This is a genomic window from Micromonospora lupini, assembly GCF_026342015.1.
GTDB classification, from domain to species: Bacteria; Actinomycetota; Actinomycetes; order Mycobacteriales; family Micromonosporaceae; genus Micromonospora; species Micromonospora lupini_B.
Genome location: NZ_JAPENL010000002.1, coordinates 1,475,605 through 1,491,575 on the forward strand (window position 1 = coordinate 1,475,605; position 15,971 = coordinate 1,491,575).

Here is a 15,971-nt window from a genome sequence, read left to right on the forward strand (position 1 = left end):
GTGCGTCGTTTCCCTAATGTGGGGCACCGACCGCTGTGGGTCGTCTGCCTCGGCCCTTCCCTCACGCGAGGCGCCCGGCGGTCGGTTGCAAAGGAGTCGGTGCCGGTGGCAACCATGCCCCCTCATCGTCACGCCCCGGGACTGTCCGCTCGGCCGGGCGGTCTGCGCCGGGTCGCCCACCGTCTGCTCGTACTGGTCGCTGCCGCCGCGGTCGGTGCCGGAATGCTCGCCGTGCCGGCGCAGGCCGAGCCCACGGTCGACGAGATCGAGGCGCAGATCGACAAGAAGTGGGAGCAGTTGGAGCCCACCATCGAGCAGTACAACAAGGTGCGGGCGCAGCTGAAGGTCAACCGGAAGAAGTCGTCCGACCTGCAGAAGAAGATCGAGCCGCTGGCCCTGCAGAGCGAGTTGGCGCTCAACCGGGTCGGTGACCTCGCGTCCCGCTACTACATGTCGGGCCCGTCGCAGGAGATCGGCGCGCTGCTGATCAGCGCCAAGCCGGACACGCTGACCGAGCAGCTCACCCTCCTCGACCGGCTCGCCGCCCAGGAGCGCAAGCAGGTCGCGGGCGTGCTGGCCGTGCGGGCCAAGTACGACGGCGAGAAGCAGAAGCTGGACGCGCTGATCGCCACCCAGACCAAGCAGCAGAACGAGCTGGCGGCCAAGAAGAAGCAGATCGACGCCGAGATCAAGAAGCTCGAGGCGTCGATGCCCAAGACCACTGTCAAGACCGTCGGCTGCCCGACCATCAACGGTGTGCTCGCCGTGGCCGCCCAGAAGGCGATCAAGACCGCCTGCCAGCAGGTGGGTGATCCGTACGTCTGGGGCGCCACCGGCCCGAACTCGTTCGACTGCTCGGGGCTGACCCAGTACGCGTACAAGTCGGCAGGGATCTCCCTCACCCACCACACAGGTGACCAGTGGAACGAGGGCAAGGCCGTCTCGCGCGCCGACGCTCGTCCCGGTGACCTGGTCTTCTTCTTCTCCGGCCTGAGTCATGTCGGGCTGTATCTGGGTAACAACCAGATGGTGCACGCGCCACGTGCCGGCAAACCGGTGCAGGTGTCCAGCATCAACACCATGCCCATCGCCGGGTTCCGCAGACCCGGCTGATCCACCTCGCACGCCACGACGGCCCCCGGTCACGCTGACCGGGGGCCGTCGTGTTCTTTCAGCGGGGCGCGCCCACCGGTGACGGCAGGAGCTGCACGTCGGCGAGGTCGACGTACATGATGCGGTGGCCGAACTGGATCTGCGCGTACCGGTTCTTGCCCCGGATCACCGTCCAGTCGCCTGGCGAGGAGCCGTCGAACGTGCTGGCCCGGTAGTACTCGCCGCCCAGCACCGCGCCGACGGCGTAGCGCTGCCCGGCGGCCAGCGTGTACTGCAGCGGTGAGATCGCCTGGTAGGGCACGCCGGCCGGGTAGGCCGCCTGCTCCGGGTACGCCCGCCCGTACACCGGAATGGTGGCCCGGCCGGCCTTCGGGGTGGCCACCACGCCGACGGTCCAGGTGGCGGTCGGCGCCGACGCCGGGTTGTGGAACCAGGCCCGTTGCCCGAGGTACCAGATGGCCGTCCAGTCGCCCTGCCGCCCGGCCAGGGCGTACGTCTGCCCGGCGGAGGCCCGGGCGCCGTGGTCCGACACGTCCATCGTGTTCGGGGTGCCGTCCGGGCGCAGCGCGATGTCGTTCACCAGCGGCGCGTCCTCGGCCGGCGCGGTGTGCAGCACCACCGACGAGGAGCCGCGCGGCGCGCACGGCGTTCCGGGTGTGACGCATCCGGTGAACGCCTGTTGGTTGGTCGCGTAGTCGGGGTCGATCCGCACCAGCCCGGTGGCCGGGGTGCCGGTGTCCAGGCGCGGTGCGTGCAGCAGGTCGAAGTAGTGCGTCCAGTCCCAGTAGGGCCCCGGGTCCCAGTGCATCCCGCGCACTGTCGACGCGATGGTGCCCGGCACGTTGTCGTGGCCGATGATGTGCTGGCGGTCCAGCGGGATGCCGTACCGCAGCGCGAGGTGCCGGACGAGCTTCGACGAGGTCCGGTACATCGCCTCGGTGTACCAGGTGCCCTGCGCGGCGAAGCCCTCGTGTTCCAGCCCGATCGACTTCGCGTTGACGTACCAGTTGCCCGCGTGCCAGGCGACGTCCTTGGTCTTGACGTGCTGGGCGATGTGCCCGTCCACCGAGCGCAGCGAGTAGTGCCAGCTCACGTACGTCGGGTCCTGGACGAGTTGCAGGGTGGTCGCCCAACTCGCCTCGGTGTCGTGGATGACTATGTACTCGATCTTCTGCCGGGCGGGCCGGTCGGAGAGGTCGTGGTTGCCGTAGTCGCCGTCGCCGAACGCCTCGTAGGGGGCGGGGATCCACTCACAGGAGACGGTCGCGGGGCACTCCAGGCCGTCCGGACGAGGGAGTCGTCGTAGGCCCAGCCGGTCCAGCCAGGAACGCTCGGGTCGTACCGCACGGGCCGGCAGCGTGACCCGCTGGCCGTCGTCGGTCACGCGGGTCTCGCCGGCGCCGATGGTGGTGAAGACCTCGTCGGCGAAGGCCGCCGCGGCGTCGGCGCTGTCCGCGCCGGCATAGCGGGCCACCGCGCCGTACCAGGTGGCAGGGTCGGTGCCGGCGCCGACCGGGGCGCCCACCTCTCGTTGGTACGCGGCCAGCAGCGCCGCCCCGCCCCGGATGTTTGTCGTGGCGTCGCTGCGTAGCGCCTCGGGAGTGGCGCCGGTCAGCGCGGCGGCGGCGTCGACGGTCTGCAACGCGGCGCTGGGCGGGGCGGGATCGGTGGCCGGCGCGGGTGCCCGGACGGGACGGGAGTCGTCGCCGCGCGGATCCTCGGTGCCGGCGTCGTGGTGGCCGCGCGCGGGTAGGGCGGCCACGTGGCGGGCGTCGGTCAGGTGCATCGGTCCGTAGCCGCCGCTGGTGCTCGGGGTGCCGGCGTTGCTGTCCCAGCGGGACTCCAGGTAGGAGACGCCGAGCAGCACGGCGGTCGGCACGCCGTACTCGGTCGACGCGGCGGCGTACTGCTGCTGACGGTCGGCGGCCGGTGCGGCGGAGGCGGGGCCGGCGCTCAGCGGTACGGCGGTCGTTGCGGCGACCACCGCGGCGACGAGCAGCGCGCGCCGGCCGGCGGACAGGGTTGGACTTTCCATCGAACCCCCTAGATTCAACTGGTAACTGTGTGGCCACCTTCGCGCCGGTCGGGAGTCCAGGTCAATACCTTTCCATATATCAAAGCCTGCAGAAGGAAACCTTCACGTACGCTCGGTGACCCCCTCGAATCGGTACGGAGTGTCACGGCCGCACGGGTTGCGGATCGGTAACGGCCGTCTCTACTCTGGTCATTTGTCGGCCCGGTTGCAGGTCTGCCCACCCGGGCGGTAACGGACCGACACCGCCGAGTCGCTTGCGAGCGAGCCGGGGACCCAGGTTCCCCCGGGGTGAATCCGCAGCCAATGCGGTAGGGCGCCAACTTCCCGCCCGAACCCGTCAGCTAACCCGGTAGGCGGTCAGGAAGAAGGAGTACGGAACCCGGTGGCCCTCCATGTCCAGTGGCCGTCGCTTGAACGGTCGGCCTCGGCCGACCCGACGTCGACAGTGCCGCGTCCACGCTGGTCCCGCTTCACCACCGCCCTCGCCGCCCTGGTCGGCGTCGCCGTCGTCCTGACCGGCAGCGCCACGGCGGCGCACGCGGATCCGTCCGTCGCCGAGATCGAGCGCCAGATCGACGCCGACTGGAACAAGCTCGAACCGGTCATCGAACGGCACAACGCCACCCGCGCGGACCTGGCCGTCAAGCGCAAGCAGGCCGACACGCTCGCCGCGCGCATCGCGCCCCTGGAGCGCCAGGTCGACGCCGCGATGAACAAGGTCAGCGCGCTGGCCGTGCGCGCGTACATGGGCGAGAACCTGTCGACGGTCAACACGATGCTCGGCAGCCGGTCGCCCAGCGAGGTGGTCGGGCAGCTCGAGATGCTCGACCGGTTCGCCCACAACCAGCAGCAGGACGTCCGGCAGGTCGCCGGCCTCCGCGACGAGCTGGCCCGGCAGAAGGCGCCGCTCGACGAGATGGTGGCCCAGCTGACCCGGACCGAGGCGCAGTTGGCGGCGAAGAAGAAGCAGATCAACGAAGAGATCGACAGGCTGCAGAAGCTGCGCCTCAAGGTGTACGGCAACGGCGGCGGCGGTTCGCTGCGTCCGGCGCCCTGCCCGGCCAGCTACCCCGGCGGCGCCGCGGGCACGGCGGTCAAGTTCGCCTGCGCCCAGATCGGCAAGCCGTACGTGTGGGGTGCCGAGGGTCCGAACTCGTACGACTGTTCCGGGCTGATGCTCGCCGCGTGGGCGAAGGCAGGCGTGTCGCTGCCGCACAACGCCGCCGCGCAGAGCCGGGCGACCAAGAACGTCAGCAGGGGCGACCTGCGCCCCGGCGACCTGGTCTTCTACTACAGCGACATCCACCACGTCGGCATGTACGTCGGCGGCGGCTGGGTGGTGCACGCCTCCCAGGCAGGTCAGCCCGTCAAGATGAAGAAGGTCGACGACGGGCCGATCCACAGCTACGGCCGTCCCGGCTGACCGACGCCGAACGCACTAGGGCCCGTCGCGATCCTGTCGCGGCGGGCCCTCGTCGTCTCCTAGCGCGTCGGCCAGGCACGCCAGTTCTGCCAGGAGCGGCTCGGCGTCGGCCCCCGCTGACCCTGGTACCGCGAGCCGTAGACCACCGACCCGTACGGGTGCTCGGCCGGCGAGGACAGCCGGAAGATGCAGAGCTGGCCGATCTTCATGCCGGGCCAGAGGGTGATCGGCAGGTTCGCCACGTTCGACAGCTCCAGCGTCACGTGGCCGGAGAAGCCCGGGTCGATGAACCCGGCGGTGGAGTGGGTGAGCAGGCCGAGGCGGCCCAGTGAGCTCTTCCCCTCCAGCCGGCCCGCGAGCTGGTCGCCGAGCGAGATCACCTCGAGCGTCGAGGCGAGCACGAACTCCCCCGGGTGCAGCACGAACGGCTCGCCGTCGGGCACCTCGACCACCGAGGTCAGGTCGTCCTGCTGCATGGCCGGGTCGATGTGGGTGTAGAGATGGTTGTTGAAGACGCGGAACAGCCGGTCGAGTCGTACGTCGATGCTGGACGGTTGGACCAGGGTGGGCTCGAACGGTTCCAGGCCCAGCGTGCCGGCCTTGATCTCGGAGACCAGGTCACGGTCGGAGAGCAGCATCGGACCACCATAGCGAGGGTGGCGGTGACCAGCGTGTCGAGGTCGCTCCTCGTACATTTGTTCGATAGAATGCCGGCATGGCTTCCTGGTCCGAATTCGCCGCCGACGAGCCCCGCCTCGCCGACGGGATCCGCGTTCTCCTGCAGCAGTACGGGCCGGGCTTCGGCTACCTGGCCACGGTCCGCGCCGACGGCGGGCCCCGGGTTCACCCGGTCTCCCCGGTCATCACCGACGAGGGTCTCTTCTGCTTCATCATCGACTCGCCGAAGCGGCGTGACCTCGAACGGGACGGCCGCTACGCGCTGCACTCGTTCCCCCCGGAGGAGAGCGACGACGAGGCGTACGTGGCGGGCCACGCCTGGCCTGTCACCGACCCGGTCCGGGTCGCCCGGCTGGCGCAGAGCGCCCGCGCCGAGTCGCAGATCGACTGGCGGCTGTTCGAGTTCACAGTCGACGTGGCGATGTTGACCCGTCGTGAGCAGCACGCCGCCGGCGTTCCGGGTGTCACTCCGAGCCGCCCCGCCGTTCGGGTCTGGCTGGATCCGCAAGCCCCGCCCGCACCGGCCGCCCCTGTCGCCGTACCGCAGACGCGCCCGACCCGGCGCAGCCGTGACGTCCAGTGCACGGCCGCCTGACCACGGCCCTGCTGTCGAACAAGACGCCGGTGCCGGCTCCGTCGTGACGGAGCCGGCACCGGGTGTACGCGAGGAGGGCTACGCCGCGCGGTACGCGTTCCACGCGGTCAGCATGCGGCTCGCCTGCCCCGAGGTGAACTGGTACATGCACGAGTCGTAGGTGTAGTCCATGAAGTTGGTGATCGGATCCAGGCCGGTCGCCGAGCAGGTGTTGCGCCCGGTCGGGCATTCGTAGGCCGGTGACGCCTCGGCCGGGGTATCGCTGACGCCGTCGCCCGAGCCGCCGCAGCCACCCTGGAAGGTGTGGTAGAGGTTCAGCCAGTGCCCGATCTCGTGGGTGCCGGTGTCGCCCTGGTTGTAGTTGGTGGCGGTGCCCCCCGGCAGGGACTCGTTCAGCACGACCACGCCGTCCATGCTGCTGAGCTTGCGCTGCGGGAAGGTCGCCCAGCCCAGCAGGTCGTCGCTCAGCTCACCCAGGTAGATGTTGAGCGTGTTCTTGCCGCCCACCCGCAGCGACGACTTCATCGACCGCTCCGCCGACGAGCCGTCGACGATCGGGTACCAGGACGGGTTCGTCACCCGGTTGATCTTGTCGAGTCGGAAGGCGAAGGCGGTGGCCGCGCCGCCGGTCCCGCCCGCGTAGGCCTGGTTGAGCACGCTGATCTGCGAGGTGATCAGCGAGTCCGGGATGTTGCCGCCGGCCCGGGTGCTGTTCTCCTGGATCACGTGCACCACCACCGGGATGGTGACGGTGGCCAGCGTCGTGGCGCCGGCGCCGGCCCGGAAGTTGGCGCGCTCGCGCAAGGCCGCCGCGAGGTCGGCGTCGCGTTCACGGACCTGCTTCGCGGTCAGCTCGTTAGGCTCGTGCGTGGCCGCCGCGCCGGGCTTCACCCGGGCGTTGGCGTGGCTGTCGGCCGGCTCCGCGCAGGCGCCGCCAGGGGCCGCGGAGAAGGCTGAAGCAGCCGGAACGACGCCCACCGCAGCGGTGCTGAGCAGCAGCGCGAGGGTGGTCGACGCGACACCGGCGGCGCGCCGGGTCAGCAGGTTGGGACGGAGTCCCATGGGCCCACCTCTTTCTGGCGGCGCGGCAGGGGGTGTGTCACGCCGTGGCTGGGAACGTGTGGCAGACGTTACAACCCATCGACGCATTTGAGAACGGCCATATGTTGCCGTCAGGAAACTTCTTCCGAGGTGAGGGCTGCCCGCCGGGACGCGGGGTGGCCGGGTGCACCGGTTCGACGACTCGGGTACAGTGGTGCCGCCTGCGGGTGTAGTTCAATGGCAGAACATCAGCTTCCCAAGCTGACAGTGCGGGTTCGATTCCCGTCACCCGCTCCAAGCGAGGGCCCTGCCCAGGACGCCAGTTCTGGCCAGGGCCTTCGACGTTCCGCGCGGTTAACGATGGCCGCCATGCTTTCCGGGCCACCCATCACCGCGCCAGAACCGACCGCCCCAGCGCCGCCTACGCTTTCGCGGTGGACACGGGCAGGGTGTGGCGGCTGTACCACCGGGGAGAGTTGGTCGGCGAGATCGACGAGCAGGGTCACGACTTCCCGTGGACGTCCGGCCGGTTCCGCGCGCTGCCGGGGTTCGAGCCGCTTCGCCCACTCTTCGTCGCGCGGCACTCAGCCCTCGACGCGGACGACGACGAGGCGATGATCCGGATCGACGACGACATCCGGGCTGCCCTCACCATGACCCACCCAGACGGCCGCCAGGTGGCCGAGTTCCTGCTCGCCATCGAGGACGACGAGGCCAATTTTCGCTGGCATGACGAGCCATTCGAGGACGGGTAGCCCGTGCCATTGGCGTGCTATTAGCCCAGGCATCTCAAGGTCAACCCGCGTCAGCGCTCGTGTGAGCGTCCAGGTCCGCTTGGCGGGGCGAGTTGCGAATTCGGTCGCTGGATCTTGACGCTCTGCCGCAATTCTTGCCATGCTGCCCCCGTGCAGCACCCCATGCAAGACGGCGTTGAGGTAACGATTCTTCGTAACCGACGAGATCTTCGCCGCACTACACGCACGGTCTACGCTCGCGAGATCGGGCGGGTAAGCCTGGGGGGAATGATTGCGGCGCTGACTGGCGTGATCGCCCTCTGCGCTGAGCAGTTGGTCGTGGCAGCTATCTGTTCGCTGGGCGTCCTGGCCGCTTGGACCTATCGATGGTGGCGCGTTGAACTGACGGTTCGGCGTTTCCCTGACTGGGCGTACAGGCCAGTCACCTTCAGGGTCTCTCCACAAGGTGTCGAGATAGAGACTGCTGTGTCCCAGCGCCCGATCCGATGGGAGGACATGACGGAAGTTGTCGTCACGCCCGACGCCTACTTCTTTGGTTCGCCGAATCAGAAGGGGATTATCCTGCACCGCAGAGCCCTGGCCGAGTCGGAGACAGCTGCGATCAACTCAGTTATCGAACGGTGCCGGGAGCAGGTACCTGGCTCAACGAAGGCTCAGGGGGTTAGCCCCTAACGAGCGGCAGGGCGCAGCCACCGGCAATGCCGTCCGAGTTGCCTGCGGACAGGCTGACGGCGGCTCTGCGCCGGACCCGCTTCGCGTGGCAGATGCGATATGTCAGACCCTCGATGTCTCTGATTCCATGCTCGTCGCCTGGCTGATCTACGGAGGACGAATCCACCGTAGTCGGGTGCCCTGTCGTAGTCGACGGCCCACACGTAGGCGTCCGGCTGCTTAGCGGTCACGGTGACTGTCCAAGATCTATGAGTGACCGACCGCGCCAGGGGTGTGGCCACGACGCCTGGGCCGATTAGGGTCCGGTGAGGAGGTGGTCGCGTGTTCACCGAGGCTTTCCCCATCGTGACGACGCCCGACCTGCCGCGGTTGATCGCGTTCTACCGGGACGTCGTGGGCTTCGAGCTGACCTATCGGTTCCCCGAGGACGGCGAGCCGGAGTTCGTGGCGCTGCGGCTTGGCAGCAGCGAGCTGGGCCTGGCCGCCGATCCGCATGCCGGCGACCCTGCCCTCTCGCGTCGTTGGGAGTTGTGCGTGTACGCCGACCACTGCGACGCGGCCGTGCATGCCCTGCGTGCGGGCGGCGCGACGGTCACCGAGGAGCCGGTCGACCAGCCCTGGGGTGAGCGGTCCGCCCGGGTCACCGACCCGGACGGCAATCGGCTGCTGGTGTTGTCCCGCCTGTAGCGGCCGTGCTGGCGGCCGGTCATCGTCTCCAGAACAGGAGATGGGTGACCCCACTGGGGCTGGGGACCGACTCCAGGTGGAAGCGGTCGAGCAGCTCGGTGTGGTCGTCCCACAGCCGCTCGCCCCGGTGGAGGTCGACGGGCGCGACGGCGATGTGCATCGTGTCGACCAGGTCGGCCTCGAGGAACGCGCGGATGGTGGCCACCCCGCCCCCGAGGCGTACGTCCCGACCCTCGGCTGCCTTCTTCGCCTGGGCCAGGGCCTCGGCGGGGCTGGTGTCGAGGAAGTGGAACGTGGTGTCGGCAAGCGTGAACGACGGGCGTACGTGGTGGGTGAGCACGAAGACCGGCGTGTGGAACGGCGGGTTGTCCCCCCACCAGCCCTGCCACTCGTGGTTCTCCCAGGGGCCGCGCTGGGGGCCGAACTTGTTCCGGCCCATGATCTCCGCGCCGATGTTGCACTCGGCGTCGCGGGTCAGGTAGTCGTCGAGGCCGCGAGTGCCGCCCTGCTCGGTGCGGTACACGAAGCTGGCGGTGGCGGAACGCCAGGAGAACAGGGCGGTGGGGTCCGCGTGGCCGAAGGGCCGTTCCAGGCTCTGCCCCTCGCCGGTGCCGAACCCGTCGCGTGAAACGTTGAAGCACTGCACCCGCAACAGCTGCGGCATTGGCATCTCCTTCAGTTCGTGGTCGTCGTCGGGCCGCCACCGCTGCCCCGGTCGTCGAGCAGCAGCGGGGCGCGACCGGTCACCTGGTACCGGATGTGGGTGACCTGCGGTGTGGGGATGACCCGGGTCGGCGTCAGCTCGATGGCCTCCTTGTCGCCGAGGTCGAGGTCGGCGTCGAGCAGCCGCAGGCCGGTGCCGAGCACGACAGGTACGACGTGCAGCTCCAACTCGTCCAGCAGGCCGGCCTTGAGCACCTGTCGTACCAGGCTGCCGCCTCCGGCGACGGCGACGTTCCGGCCGCCGGCCGCCGCGCGCGCCTGCTCGACGGCGCTGGCCACGCCGTCGGTGACGTAGGTGAAGCTGGTGCCGCCGCCGCGCAGGAGGGTTTCGCGGGGTCGGTGCGTGACGACGAAGACCGGCGCGCGGAACGGCGGCTCCTCGCCCCAGGGCGCCTCGCCGCCGTCGGCCATCCGCCGGCCCATGACGTACGCGCCGGCGGCGCCGAACGTCTCGGCGATCACCTCGGAGTTGGTGTCCTGCTCGCCTCCGGCGAAGCCCTGTCGCTCGCGCCACGCCATCGCGTCGGTCACCCAGCGGGTGACCCGGAAGAAGCCGGCGCTCTCGGCCGAGTCCATCCAGTCGCCGTCGCCGTCGAACAACGGGCCGGCGTAGAACCCGTCCACCGACACCGACAGCTGGGCGGTCACCTTGGTCATGTCGCTTCTTCCCTCTCCTCGGGCGGCACCAGCGGGTGCCTGCTCGCAGAGAGGTCGGAGCCGATTCAGGACGCCCCTACCACGGCCAACTGTGACCTGAGTCACGCCGAGAGGGTTACGACCTGCGGTCGACGATCGCCGCCTCGATGCGCAGGCCGATGCCGGTCAGGATGAGGAAGGCGGCCAGGATCTGTGGTTGGAGCCCGCCGCTGTCGGACGGCATGGTGAGAAGCGACGTCAGGAAGCCGGCAATCAGCGACAGGGTGCCCAGAATGCGCACCGAGTCGGCCCGCCGTGACAGTGGGTCCACGGCGGAACGGTAGCGAAAGCCCGGCGTCCTGGGTGCCCCGCAGCCCTGCACATCCGCGCGGCTCGCCGGGCCTCGCTGCCGCGCTCCCAGTGCGGGTACAGCGGGCGCGGCTAGGCTGGCGATCATGCGGATTGGCATCGTGATCCTGCCGGACCAGCGGTGGGCGGAGTCGCAGCGTCGCTGGCGGCAGGCCGACGAGTGGGGCTTCGACCACGCCTGGACGTACGACCACCTGGGCTGGCGGGACCTGGTCGACGGCCCGTGGTTCGACTCGATGGCCACGCTTACCGCCGCCGCGACTGTGACGTCCCGGATCCGACTGGGGACGCTCGTGGCGTCGCCGAACTTCCGGCACCCGGCCGCGTTCGCCCGGCAGATCACCACTGTGGGCGACGTCTCGGACGGCCGGCTGCTGCTGGGGCTGGGCGCTGGTGGCATCGGCTTCGACTCGGCGGTGCTGGGCGGTGAGACGTTGCCGCCACGGCAGCGGGTCGACCGGTTCGCCGAGTTCACCGAACTGCTGGACCTGATCCTGCGCGAGGACGGCACGACCTGGCGTGGTGAGTGGTTCGCCGCGGTCGACGCCCGCAACAACCCCGGCTGTGTGCAGCGGCCCCGGGTGCCGTTCGTGGTCGCCGCGAACGGTCCACGGTCGATGCGGCTGGTGGCCCGGTTCGGTCAGGGCTGGGTGACCACCGGCACCGAGGCCGACGACGTGGAGGGCTGGTGGGGCACGGTGTCGGCGTTGTCGGCGCGGATGGACCGGACGCTGGACGAGGCCGGCCGCGACCCGGCGACGCTGGACCGCTACCTGTCGATGGACGCGGCGCCGGTGTTCTCGCTCAGCAGCGCGCAGTTCTTCGCCGACCAGGTGGGTAGGGCCGCCGACCTCGGCTTCACCGATGTGGTGACGCACTGGCCGCGCGCGAGCAGTTGGTACGCGGGCGACGAGGCCGTCCTGGCCGACGTGGCGACGCGACTGCTGCCCGAGCTGCGCGCCTGAGGCAGCGCGCCGAGCGGCGGCCAGGCCCGAGCTGCGCGTCTGAGGCAGCGCGCCGAGCGGCGGCCAGGCGCCTGTAGCGAGGGCTCAGGTGCCGAGATCGCCGCTGGCCACGCCGCCCTCGCCAGCGGAGACCAGCCGCAGGCGCAGGCAGACGATGGGCGTGTCGTCGTCGACGGGGGTGCCGAGCCGCGCCCAGTAGGCCGAGTGCCCGGCCCGCCACTCCTCGATCGAGCGGTCACCCTCGCCCTCGGCGCGCGCGAACTCCCAGGGCACGTCGCCGAAGCGGACCACCTCGACGCCGGTGATCTCCACGACGCCGGCCAACGCGTCGTTGTCGTCGACAAGCACGAGCCGCTCGCCGACCTGCTCCAACTCCTCGCCCTCTTCCGCGTACTCGGCGAGCCGGCCGGCCGTCGCGGTCTTCACGCCCGCCAGCACCAGGGTGTTCAGGGTCGCCCGCAGTTCGCCGGGGGTGCCGAGGGCGAGTGTGCGCAGAGCACCGATCCGAGGCCACATCCTGCCGAGGCTAGGCCAGCGTGGCCGGCGTCGTCGCGGTAATTCCTCAGGCGCTGCTCAGATCAGCTGCGCGGCGTAGCCCGCGGCGTCGAGCAGCCGCTGGTCACCGCTGGCGGCGTGCGCGTCGAGGACCGCGTCGGCGAGCTTGACCACATGGGCGTCGCCGTGTCGGGCCGCGCGGGCGAAGGCCTCCGCCGGGGTCGCGGCGGTCACCGATGGCGACGCGATCCCGTCGGTCGGGGCGTACACCGAGGTCACGGCCGCCGTCGCGGCCCAGGCCGCGGCGAGGCTCGGCGCCCACAGCGCCCGGTCCAGTGCCGGCAGGGTACGCAGCACGGCGGTCGGCGCGGTGACCGCGTGCACCAGCATGATCGGCTCGGCGTGCCCGAAGCGCAGGTAGTCGAGGCCGGCGCGGTGCACAAGCGTGCCGAGCCCGGCCTCCGCCTCGGTCGGCGTCCGCGCGGGGCGCAGCGCCGCGAGCGCCGGTTCCCATCGGGGTACGCCCACCAGCCGACCCAGCCGCTCCCGGATGCCCCCGGTCCGGTGGTCGATCCGGGGCAACCCGGCCAGCGCGGCGGCCACATCCGGTCCCGCGGTGTCCGGGCCGGCCTCGGGTGGGCCCGACGTGGCGGCGGCGAGCAGCCGGTCGGCGCCGGGCACCGGCTGCCAGCGAGCGGCCCAGTAGCCGAGAGCCTGACCCAGCTCGGTGAGCCGTTGCGGGCTCTCGTCGTGCAGGTGCAGGGCGCGTACGGCGTGCCCGACCCGGATCACCCCGTGCGTCGCGCCGGCGGCGATGCCGGGCAGCAGGCGGGGCCACCAGGTGCCGAGCACGTCCCGCCACGGCTGCTCGCGCAGGTGCCGGTCGAAGTACGCCAACCAGTCACCGGCCCGCTTCGCGTCGCCCAGCGCCGCACGCCAGTCGTCGATCGGGCGCAGCCCGCGCGGCAGCTCGTCGAGCCGGGTGAGGTAGTCGTCCAGCCAGCGGTGCACCCGCTGCTCGTGGCCGTGCCGGGCCAGCGCCTCGACGGCCATCGGACCGTGGTTGGACAGCCAGCCCTCGTATTCCGGGCCGGTTCGGTGCAGCCTGTCGTACGCCTCGTCGAGGATTCCGTCGCTCATGCATCGATCGTCGAAGGTGAAGCGGGCTTCAGGTCAAGTGGGCAGATCCGAGCCGGCGATGAGGCCGGTGATCCGCAGTGCGGTGGTGGTCTCGGGCGGGCAGTCGACGGCCACCACGGCGGTGCCGAGCACCTGCGCGCCGCGCCTGGCGCAGATGTCGTAGAGGGCGTGCAGTTGTGCGCCGGTGCGTACCCAGTCGTCCACCACCAGGACGCGGTCTTCGGGGCCGAGGTGCCGGTCCCGGACGGCCAGGTCGACCTGCCGGCCCCGGTAGTCAGGCGGGCTCTGCGCCCAGGTGAGCGGGCCGGCCGGCAACCTGCCGTCGCCGGGCTTGTGTGCGGCCACGAAGCCGACCCCGAGGGCTGTGGCGGCCAGTGGCCCGAGCAGCAGACCGGTGACCGCCGGGGCGAGCACCACTGTCGGGCGGGCGGCCCGGTACGGCGCCACCAGGGCCGGTCCCAGTTCGGCGAGCACGGTGGGGTCGCGCCACCAGCCGGAGATGTCGCTGACCAGGTGGCTGGCGTCGGGGCCGGGGTCGATCCACCGGAACAGGGCGGCCAGGCGTTCGGTCAGCTCAGCGGGCATCGGTCCATCGTGCGGCACGTGTGCTCGGCGCGTCCGCACGCGGGCCGGTCGACCCACCCGGCCTCGGATGATCGGCTACACGTAGTATGGCAAATACGGTCATAACACTATGATCACGTTGACTTCGGAAGTGCTTCTCTCGTTACGGTCCGACCCGGTTTGTTCAATCGACGAAAGGACCGGCCGGTGGTAGGCAGGCACTCCCGTACCCGCATCTTCTCCTCTCCGGCGGGCATCGCGGCCACCGCGGCGGTCGGCGTCGCCCTCGCCGTCGGCGGCACCGTCGGCGCCGTCCAGCTGACCTCGGGCTCCGGGCAGTCGGGCCAGGCGGCTCTCGATCTCACCCCGACCACCCCCGCCAGCCTCGCCCCCAGCTCTCCGACCGCCTCCCCGAGCGCCAGCGCCAGCGCCTCGCCGAGCGCGACGGCCAGCCCGTCCGCCAGCCGGTCGGCGCAGGCCGCCTCCCGGGGCAAGGCCCGGACCGCGGCGCCGAAGCCGCGCCCGACCGCGAAGAAGACCACCACGGCGGCGAAGGTGCTGGAGAGCGGCTCGTGTGGCGCCTCCTTCTACTCCGACGGGCAGCTCACCGCCAACGGCGAGTCGTTCAACCCGAACGAGTTGACCGCGGCCCACAAGACGCTGCCGTTCAACACCCGGGTCCGGGTGACCAACCCGAGCAGCGGCAAGTCGGTGGTCGTGCGGATCAACGACCGTGGCCCGTTCATCGACGGTCGCTGCCTGGACCTGTCCCGCGCCGCGTTCGCGACCATCGCCTCGACCGACGTGGGCGCGCTCACCGTCCGCTACGAGGTGCTCGGCTGAGCGCAGCCGGGAACGCCGATCCGGCCGCGAGCCTGGGCCGGCCGGACAGAACATCCTCGGACGACGGGCCAGGTTCATTCACCGGTTCACGTGGATCAGGCATGCTGTCCCTCGTACCCACGCGACTCCTCCAGTCGGGCCGTAGCCCGCTGAGCCCCGGATCCCGCGCCGGCCTCGGCGCGGCCCTCGCCCTGCTCGCGATCGTCTCGGGCCTGGAGGCGGCCGACGGTCGCCGGGCGCACTACGTCGCGCTCCTGGTGGCCCCTCCGCTCCTGGCCGCCGCCCTGGCGGCCTGGCGGGTGGTGCTTGGTGTCGGTGCCGCGGCGACCCTGATCGGGGTGGGCTTCGCTCTGGTCGACCCGAAGATGATGATGGTGACCTCGGTCAACGTGGTCGGCGTCGCGCTCGCGAGCGGGTTGGCAGTGGCGGTGGCCTCGATACGCCAGCGGCAGGCGGAGCACATCGTCGAGCTGACCAAGCTGGCCTCGGTTGCCCAGCAGGCGGTGCTGCGCCCGCTCGGGCCGCAGGTAGGCATGCTCTCGGTCGCCGGTCGCTACATCTCCTCCACCGCGACGGCCGAGATCGGCGGCGACCTGTACGAGGCGATCGACACCCCGTACGGCGTCCGCATGATCATCGGTGACGTCCGCGGCAAGGGCCTGGACGCGGTCCGGCTGGCCAGCATCGTCCTCGGCTCGTACCGGCACGTGGCCTACGAGCGGGCCGACCTGCGCGCCGTCGTCGCCGACCTGGACCGCGCGGTGGCCCGCAACGTCGGCGACGAGGACTTCGTGACCGCCGCGCTGGTGGAGGAGCGGGGCGGGACGCTCACGATCGTCAACTGCGGCCACCCGTCGCCGCTGCTGCTGCGCCGGGGCGCGGTGATCCCACTGGAGCCGCCGGCGCCGGCGCCGCCGCTCGGGTTCATGCCTGTGGTGCGCCCCCGCGTGGAACGCCTGGAGCCCGGCGACCGCCTGCTGCTGTTCACCGACGGTCTGGGCGAGGCCCGGCGGGACGGTGAGTTCTTCCCCACCGCCGACCGGGCGTGGCGGCTGCTCGGGCACGGCACTGTCGCCGACGGGCTCGCCTCGCTGGAGACGGCCCTCGTCGAGTGGGTGCGCGGGCACCTGGACGACGACATCGCCCTGGTCCTGATGGAGTACGTCGGTGCCCGCACGGGCGCGACGTCGGCCGTGCCGAGCTGGGAGGTCGGCGCCGCCGAGAGCTGAGCGCGGCG

General features: G+C 71.0%; 17 protein-coding genes, 1 tRNA gene and 1 riboswitch. Of the genes, 9 read left to right on the forward strand and 9 right to left on the reverse strand.

The window, feature by feature from the left end:
- Window positions 1–99 precede the first annotated feature (99 nt).
- Window positions 100–1,113, forward strand: coding sequence for a C40 family peptidase (locus OOJ91_RS21685; protein ID WP_439117090.1), 1,014 nt, complete (start codon window positions 100–102; stop codon window positions 1,111–1,113).
- A 58-nt stretch (window positions 1,114–1,171) separates the two neighbouring features.
- Here OOJ91_RS21685 and OOJ91_RS21690 read toward each other — a convergent pair whose 3' ends face one another.
- Window positions 1,172–3,148: an N-acetylmuramoyl-L-alanine amidase gene (locus tag OOJ91_RS21690; RefSeq protein WP_266247656.1), complete on the reverse strand. Its 1,977-nt coding sequence runs from the start codon at window positions 3,146–3,148 to the stop codon at window positions 1,172–1,174.
- A gap of 233 nt (window positions 3,149–3,381) precedes the next feature.
- A riboswitch (cyclic di-AMP (ydaO/yuaA leader) is annotated at window positions 3,382–3,518 on the forward strand.
- A gap of 12 nt (window positions 3,519–3,530) precedes the next feature.
- On the opposite strand from OOJ91_RS21690, the gene OOJ91_RS21695 reads away from it, so the two are divergent.
- A complete protein-coding gene (locus tag OOJ91_RS21695; protein ID WP_266247659.1) occupies window positions 3,531–4,571 on the forward strand; it encodes a C40 family peptidase in 1,041 nt (346 codons plus the stop codon).
- Window positions 4,572–4,630: 59 nt separating this feature from the next.
- On the opposite strand, the gene dcd is transcribed toward OOJ91_RS21695, so the two are convergent.
- Window positions 4,631–5,209: a dCTP deaminase gene (dcd, locus tag OOJ91_RS21700; RefSeq protein ID WP_266247661.1), complete on the reverse strand. Its 579-nt coding sequence runs from the start codon at window positions 5,207–5,209 to the stop codon at window positions 4,631–4,633.
- Window positions 5,210–5,286: 77 nt separating this feature from the next.
- Between dcd and OOJ91_RS21705 the strand changes: the two genes are divergently transcribed.
- Entirely contained in the window at window positions 5,287–5,844 is a 558-nt protein-coding gene (locus tag OOJ91_RS21705) for a pyridoxamine 5'-phosphate oxidase family protein (RefSeq protein ID WP_266247664.1), read from the forward strand.
- 78 nt (window positions 5,845–5,922) lie between these two features.
- Here the strand turns inward: OOJ91_RS21705 and OOJ91_RS21710 are convergent, their stop codons facing one another.
- Window positions 5,923–6,906, reverse strand: a complete 984-nt coding sequence (locus OOJ91_RS21710) for a zinc metalloprotease (RefSeq protein WP_266247666.1) — start codon at window positions 6,904–6,906, stop codon at window positions 5,923–5,925.
- A gap of 202 nt (window positions 6,907–7,108) precedes the next feature.
- Between OOJ91_RS21710 and OOJ91_RS21715 the strand changes: the two genes are divergently transcribed.
- From OOJ91_RS21715 to OOJ91_RS21725, 3 genes are all read left to right on the forward strand, one after another.
- Window positions 7,109–7,182: transfer RNA gene (locus OOJ91_RS21715), tRNA-Gly, on the forward strand.
- Window positions 7,183–7,319: 137 nt separating this feature from the next.
- Complete coding sequence (locus OOJ91_RS21720; RefSeq protein WP_266247668.1) at window positions 7,320–7,640, forward strand: hypothetical protein; 321 nt, start codon at window positions 7,320–7,322, stop codon at window positions 7,638–7,640.
- A 993-nt stretch (window positions 7,641–8,633) separates the two neighbouring features.
- Entirely contained in the window at window positions 8,634–8,999 is a 366-nt protein-coding gene (locus tag OOJ91_RS21725) for a VOC family protein (RefSeq protein WP_266247671.1), read from the forward strand.
- A 19-nt stretch (window positions 9,000–9,018) separates the two neighbouring features.
- Here OOJ91_RS21725 and OOJ91_RS21730 read toward each other — a convergent pair whose 3' ends face one another.
- The 3 genes from OOJ91_RS21730 to OOJ91_RS21740 form a co-directional block, all read right to left on the reverse strand.
- Window positions 9,019–9,663: a dihydrofolate reductase family protein gene (locus tag OOJ91_RS21730; protein ID WP_266247673.1), complete on the reverse strand. Its 645-nt coding sequence runs from the start codon at window positions 9,661–9,663 to the stop codon at window positions 9,019–9,021.
- An 11-nt stretch (window positions 9,664–9,674) separates the two neighbouring features.
- On the reverse strand, window positions 9,675–10,379 hold the full coding sequence (locus tag OOJ91_RS21735; protein WP_266247677.1) for a dihydrofolate reductase family protein: 705 nt from the start codon (window positions 10,377–10,379) through the stop codon (window positions 9,675–9,677).
- Window positions 10,380–10,494: 115 nt separating this feature from the next.
- Entirely contained in the window at window positions 10,495–10,689 is a 195-nt protein-coding gene (locus OOJ91_RS21740; RefSeq protein WP_266247680.1) for a hypothetical protein, read from the reverse strand.
- 124 nt (window positions 10,690–10,813) lie between these two features.
- Between OOJ91_RS21740 and OOJ91_RS21745 the strand changes: the two genes are divergently transcribed.
- The gene (locus OOJ91_RS21745; protein WP_266247685.1) at window positions 10,814–11,692 is read left to right on the forward strand and encodes an LLM class flavin-dependent oxidoreductase; all 879 of its coding nucleotides are present in this window, start codon (window positions 10,814–10,816) and stop codon (window positions 11,690–11,692) included.
- 84 nt (window positions 11,693–11,776) lie between these two features.
- Here the strand turns inward: OOJ91_RS21745 and OOJ91_RS21750 are convergent, their stop codons facing one another.
- From OOJ91_RS21750 to OOJ91_RS21760, 3 genes are read right to left on the reverse strand one after another with little or no spacing between them, the layout of a single operon-like run.
- The gene (locus OOJ91_RS21750; protein WP_266247688.1) at window positions 11,777–12,208 is read right to left on the reverse strand and encodes an ASCH domain-containing protein; all 432 of its coding nucleotides are present in this window, start codon (window positions 12,206–12,208) and stop codon (window positions 11,777–11,779) included.
- 57 nt (window positions 12,209–12,265) lie between these two features.
- Window positions 12,266–13,327 (reverse strand): questin oxidase family protein, encoded by a 1,062-nt coding sequence (locus OOJ91_RS21755; RefSeq protein WP_266247693.1) that lies wholly within the window; start codon window positions 13,325–13,327, stop codon window positions 12,266–12,268.
- A 33-nt stretch (window positions 13,328–13,360) separates the two neighbouring features.
- Window positions 13,361–13,912, reverse strand: a complete 552-nt coding sequence (locus OOJ91_RS21760; RefSeq protein WP_266247699.1) for a phosphoribosyltransferase family protein — start codon at window positions 13,910–13,912, stop codon at window positions 13,361–13,363.
- Between the two features lie 186 nt (window positions 13,913–14,098).
- Between OOJ91_RS21760 and OOJ91_RS21765 the strand changes: the two genes are divergently transcribed.
- Both OOJ91_RS21765 and OOJ91_RS21770 read left to right on the forward strand, forming a co-directional pair.
- The gene (locus OOJ91_RS21765; RefSeq protein ID WP_266247702.1) at window positions 14,099–14,734 is read left to right on the forward strand and encodes a septal ring lytic transglycosylase RlpA family protein; all 636 of its coding nucleotides are present in this window, start codon (window positions 14,099–14,101) and stop codon (window positions 14,732–14,734) included.
- Between the two features lie 101 nt (window positions 14,735–14,835).
- Window positions 14,836–15,963, forward strand: coding sequence for a PP2C family protein-serine/threonine phosphatase (locus tag OOJ91_RS21770; protein WP_266247706.1), 1,128 nt, complete (start codon window positions 14,836–14,838; stop codon window positions 15,961–15,963).
- Window positions 15,964–15,971: the final 8 nt, after the last annotated feature.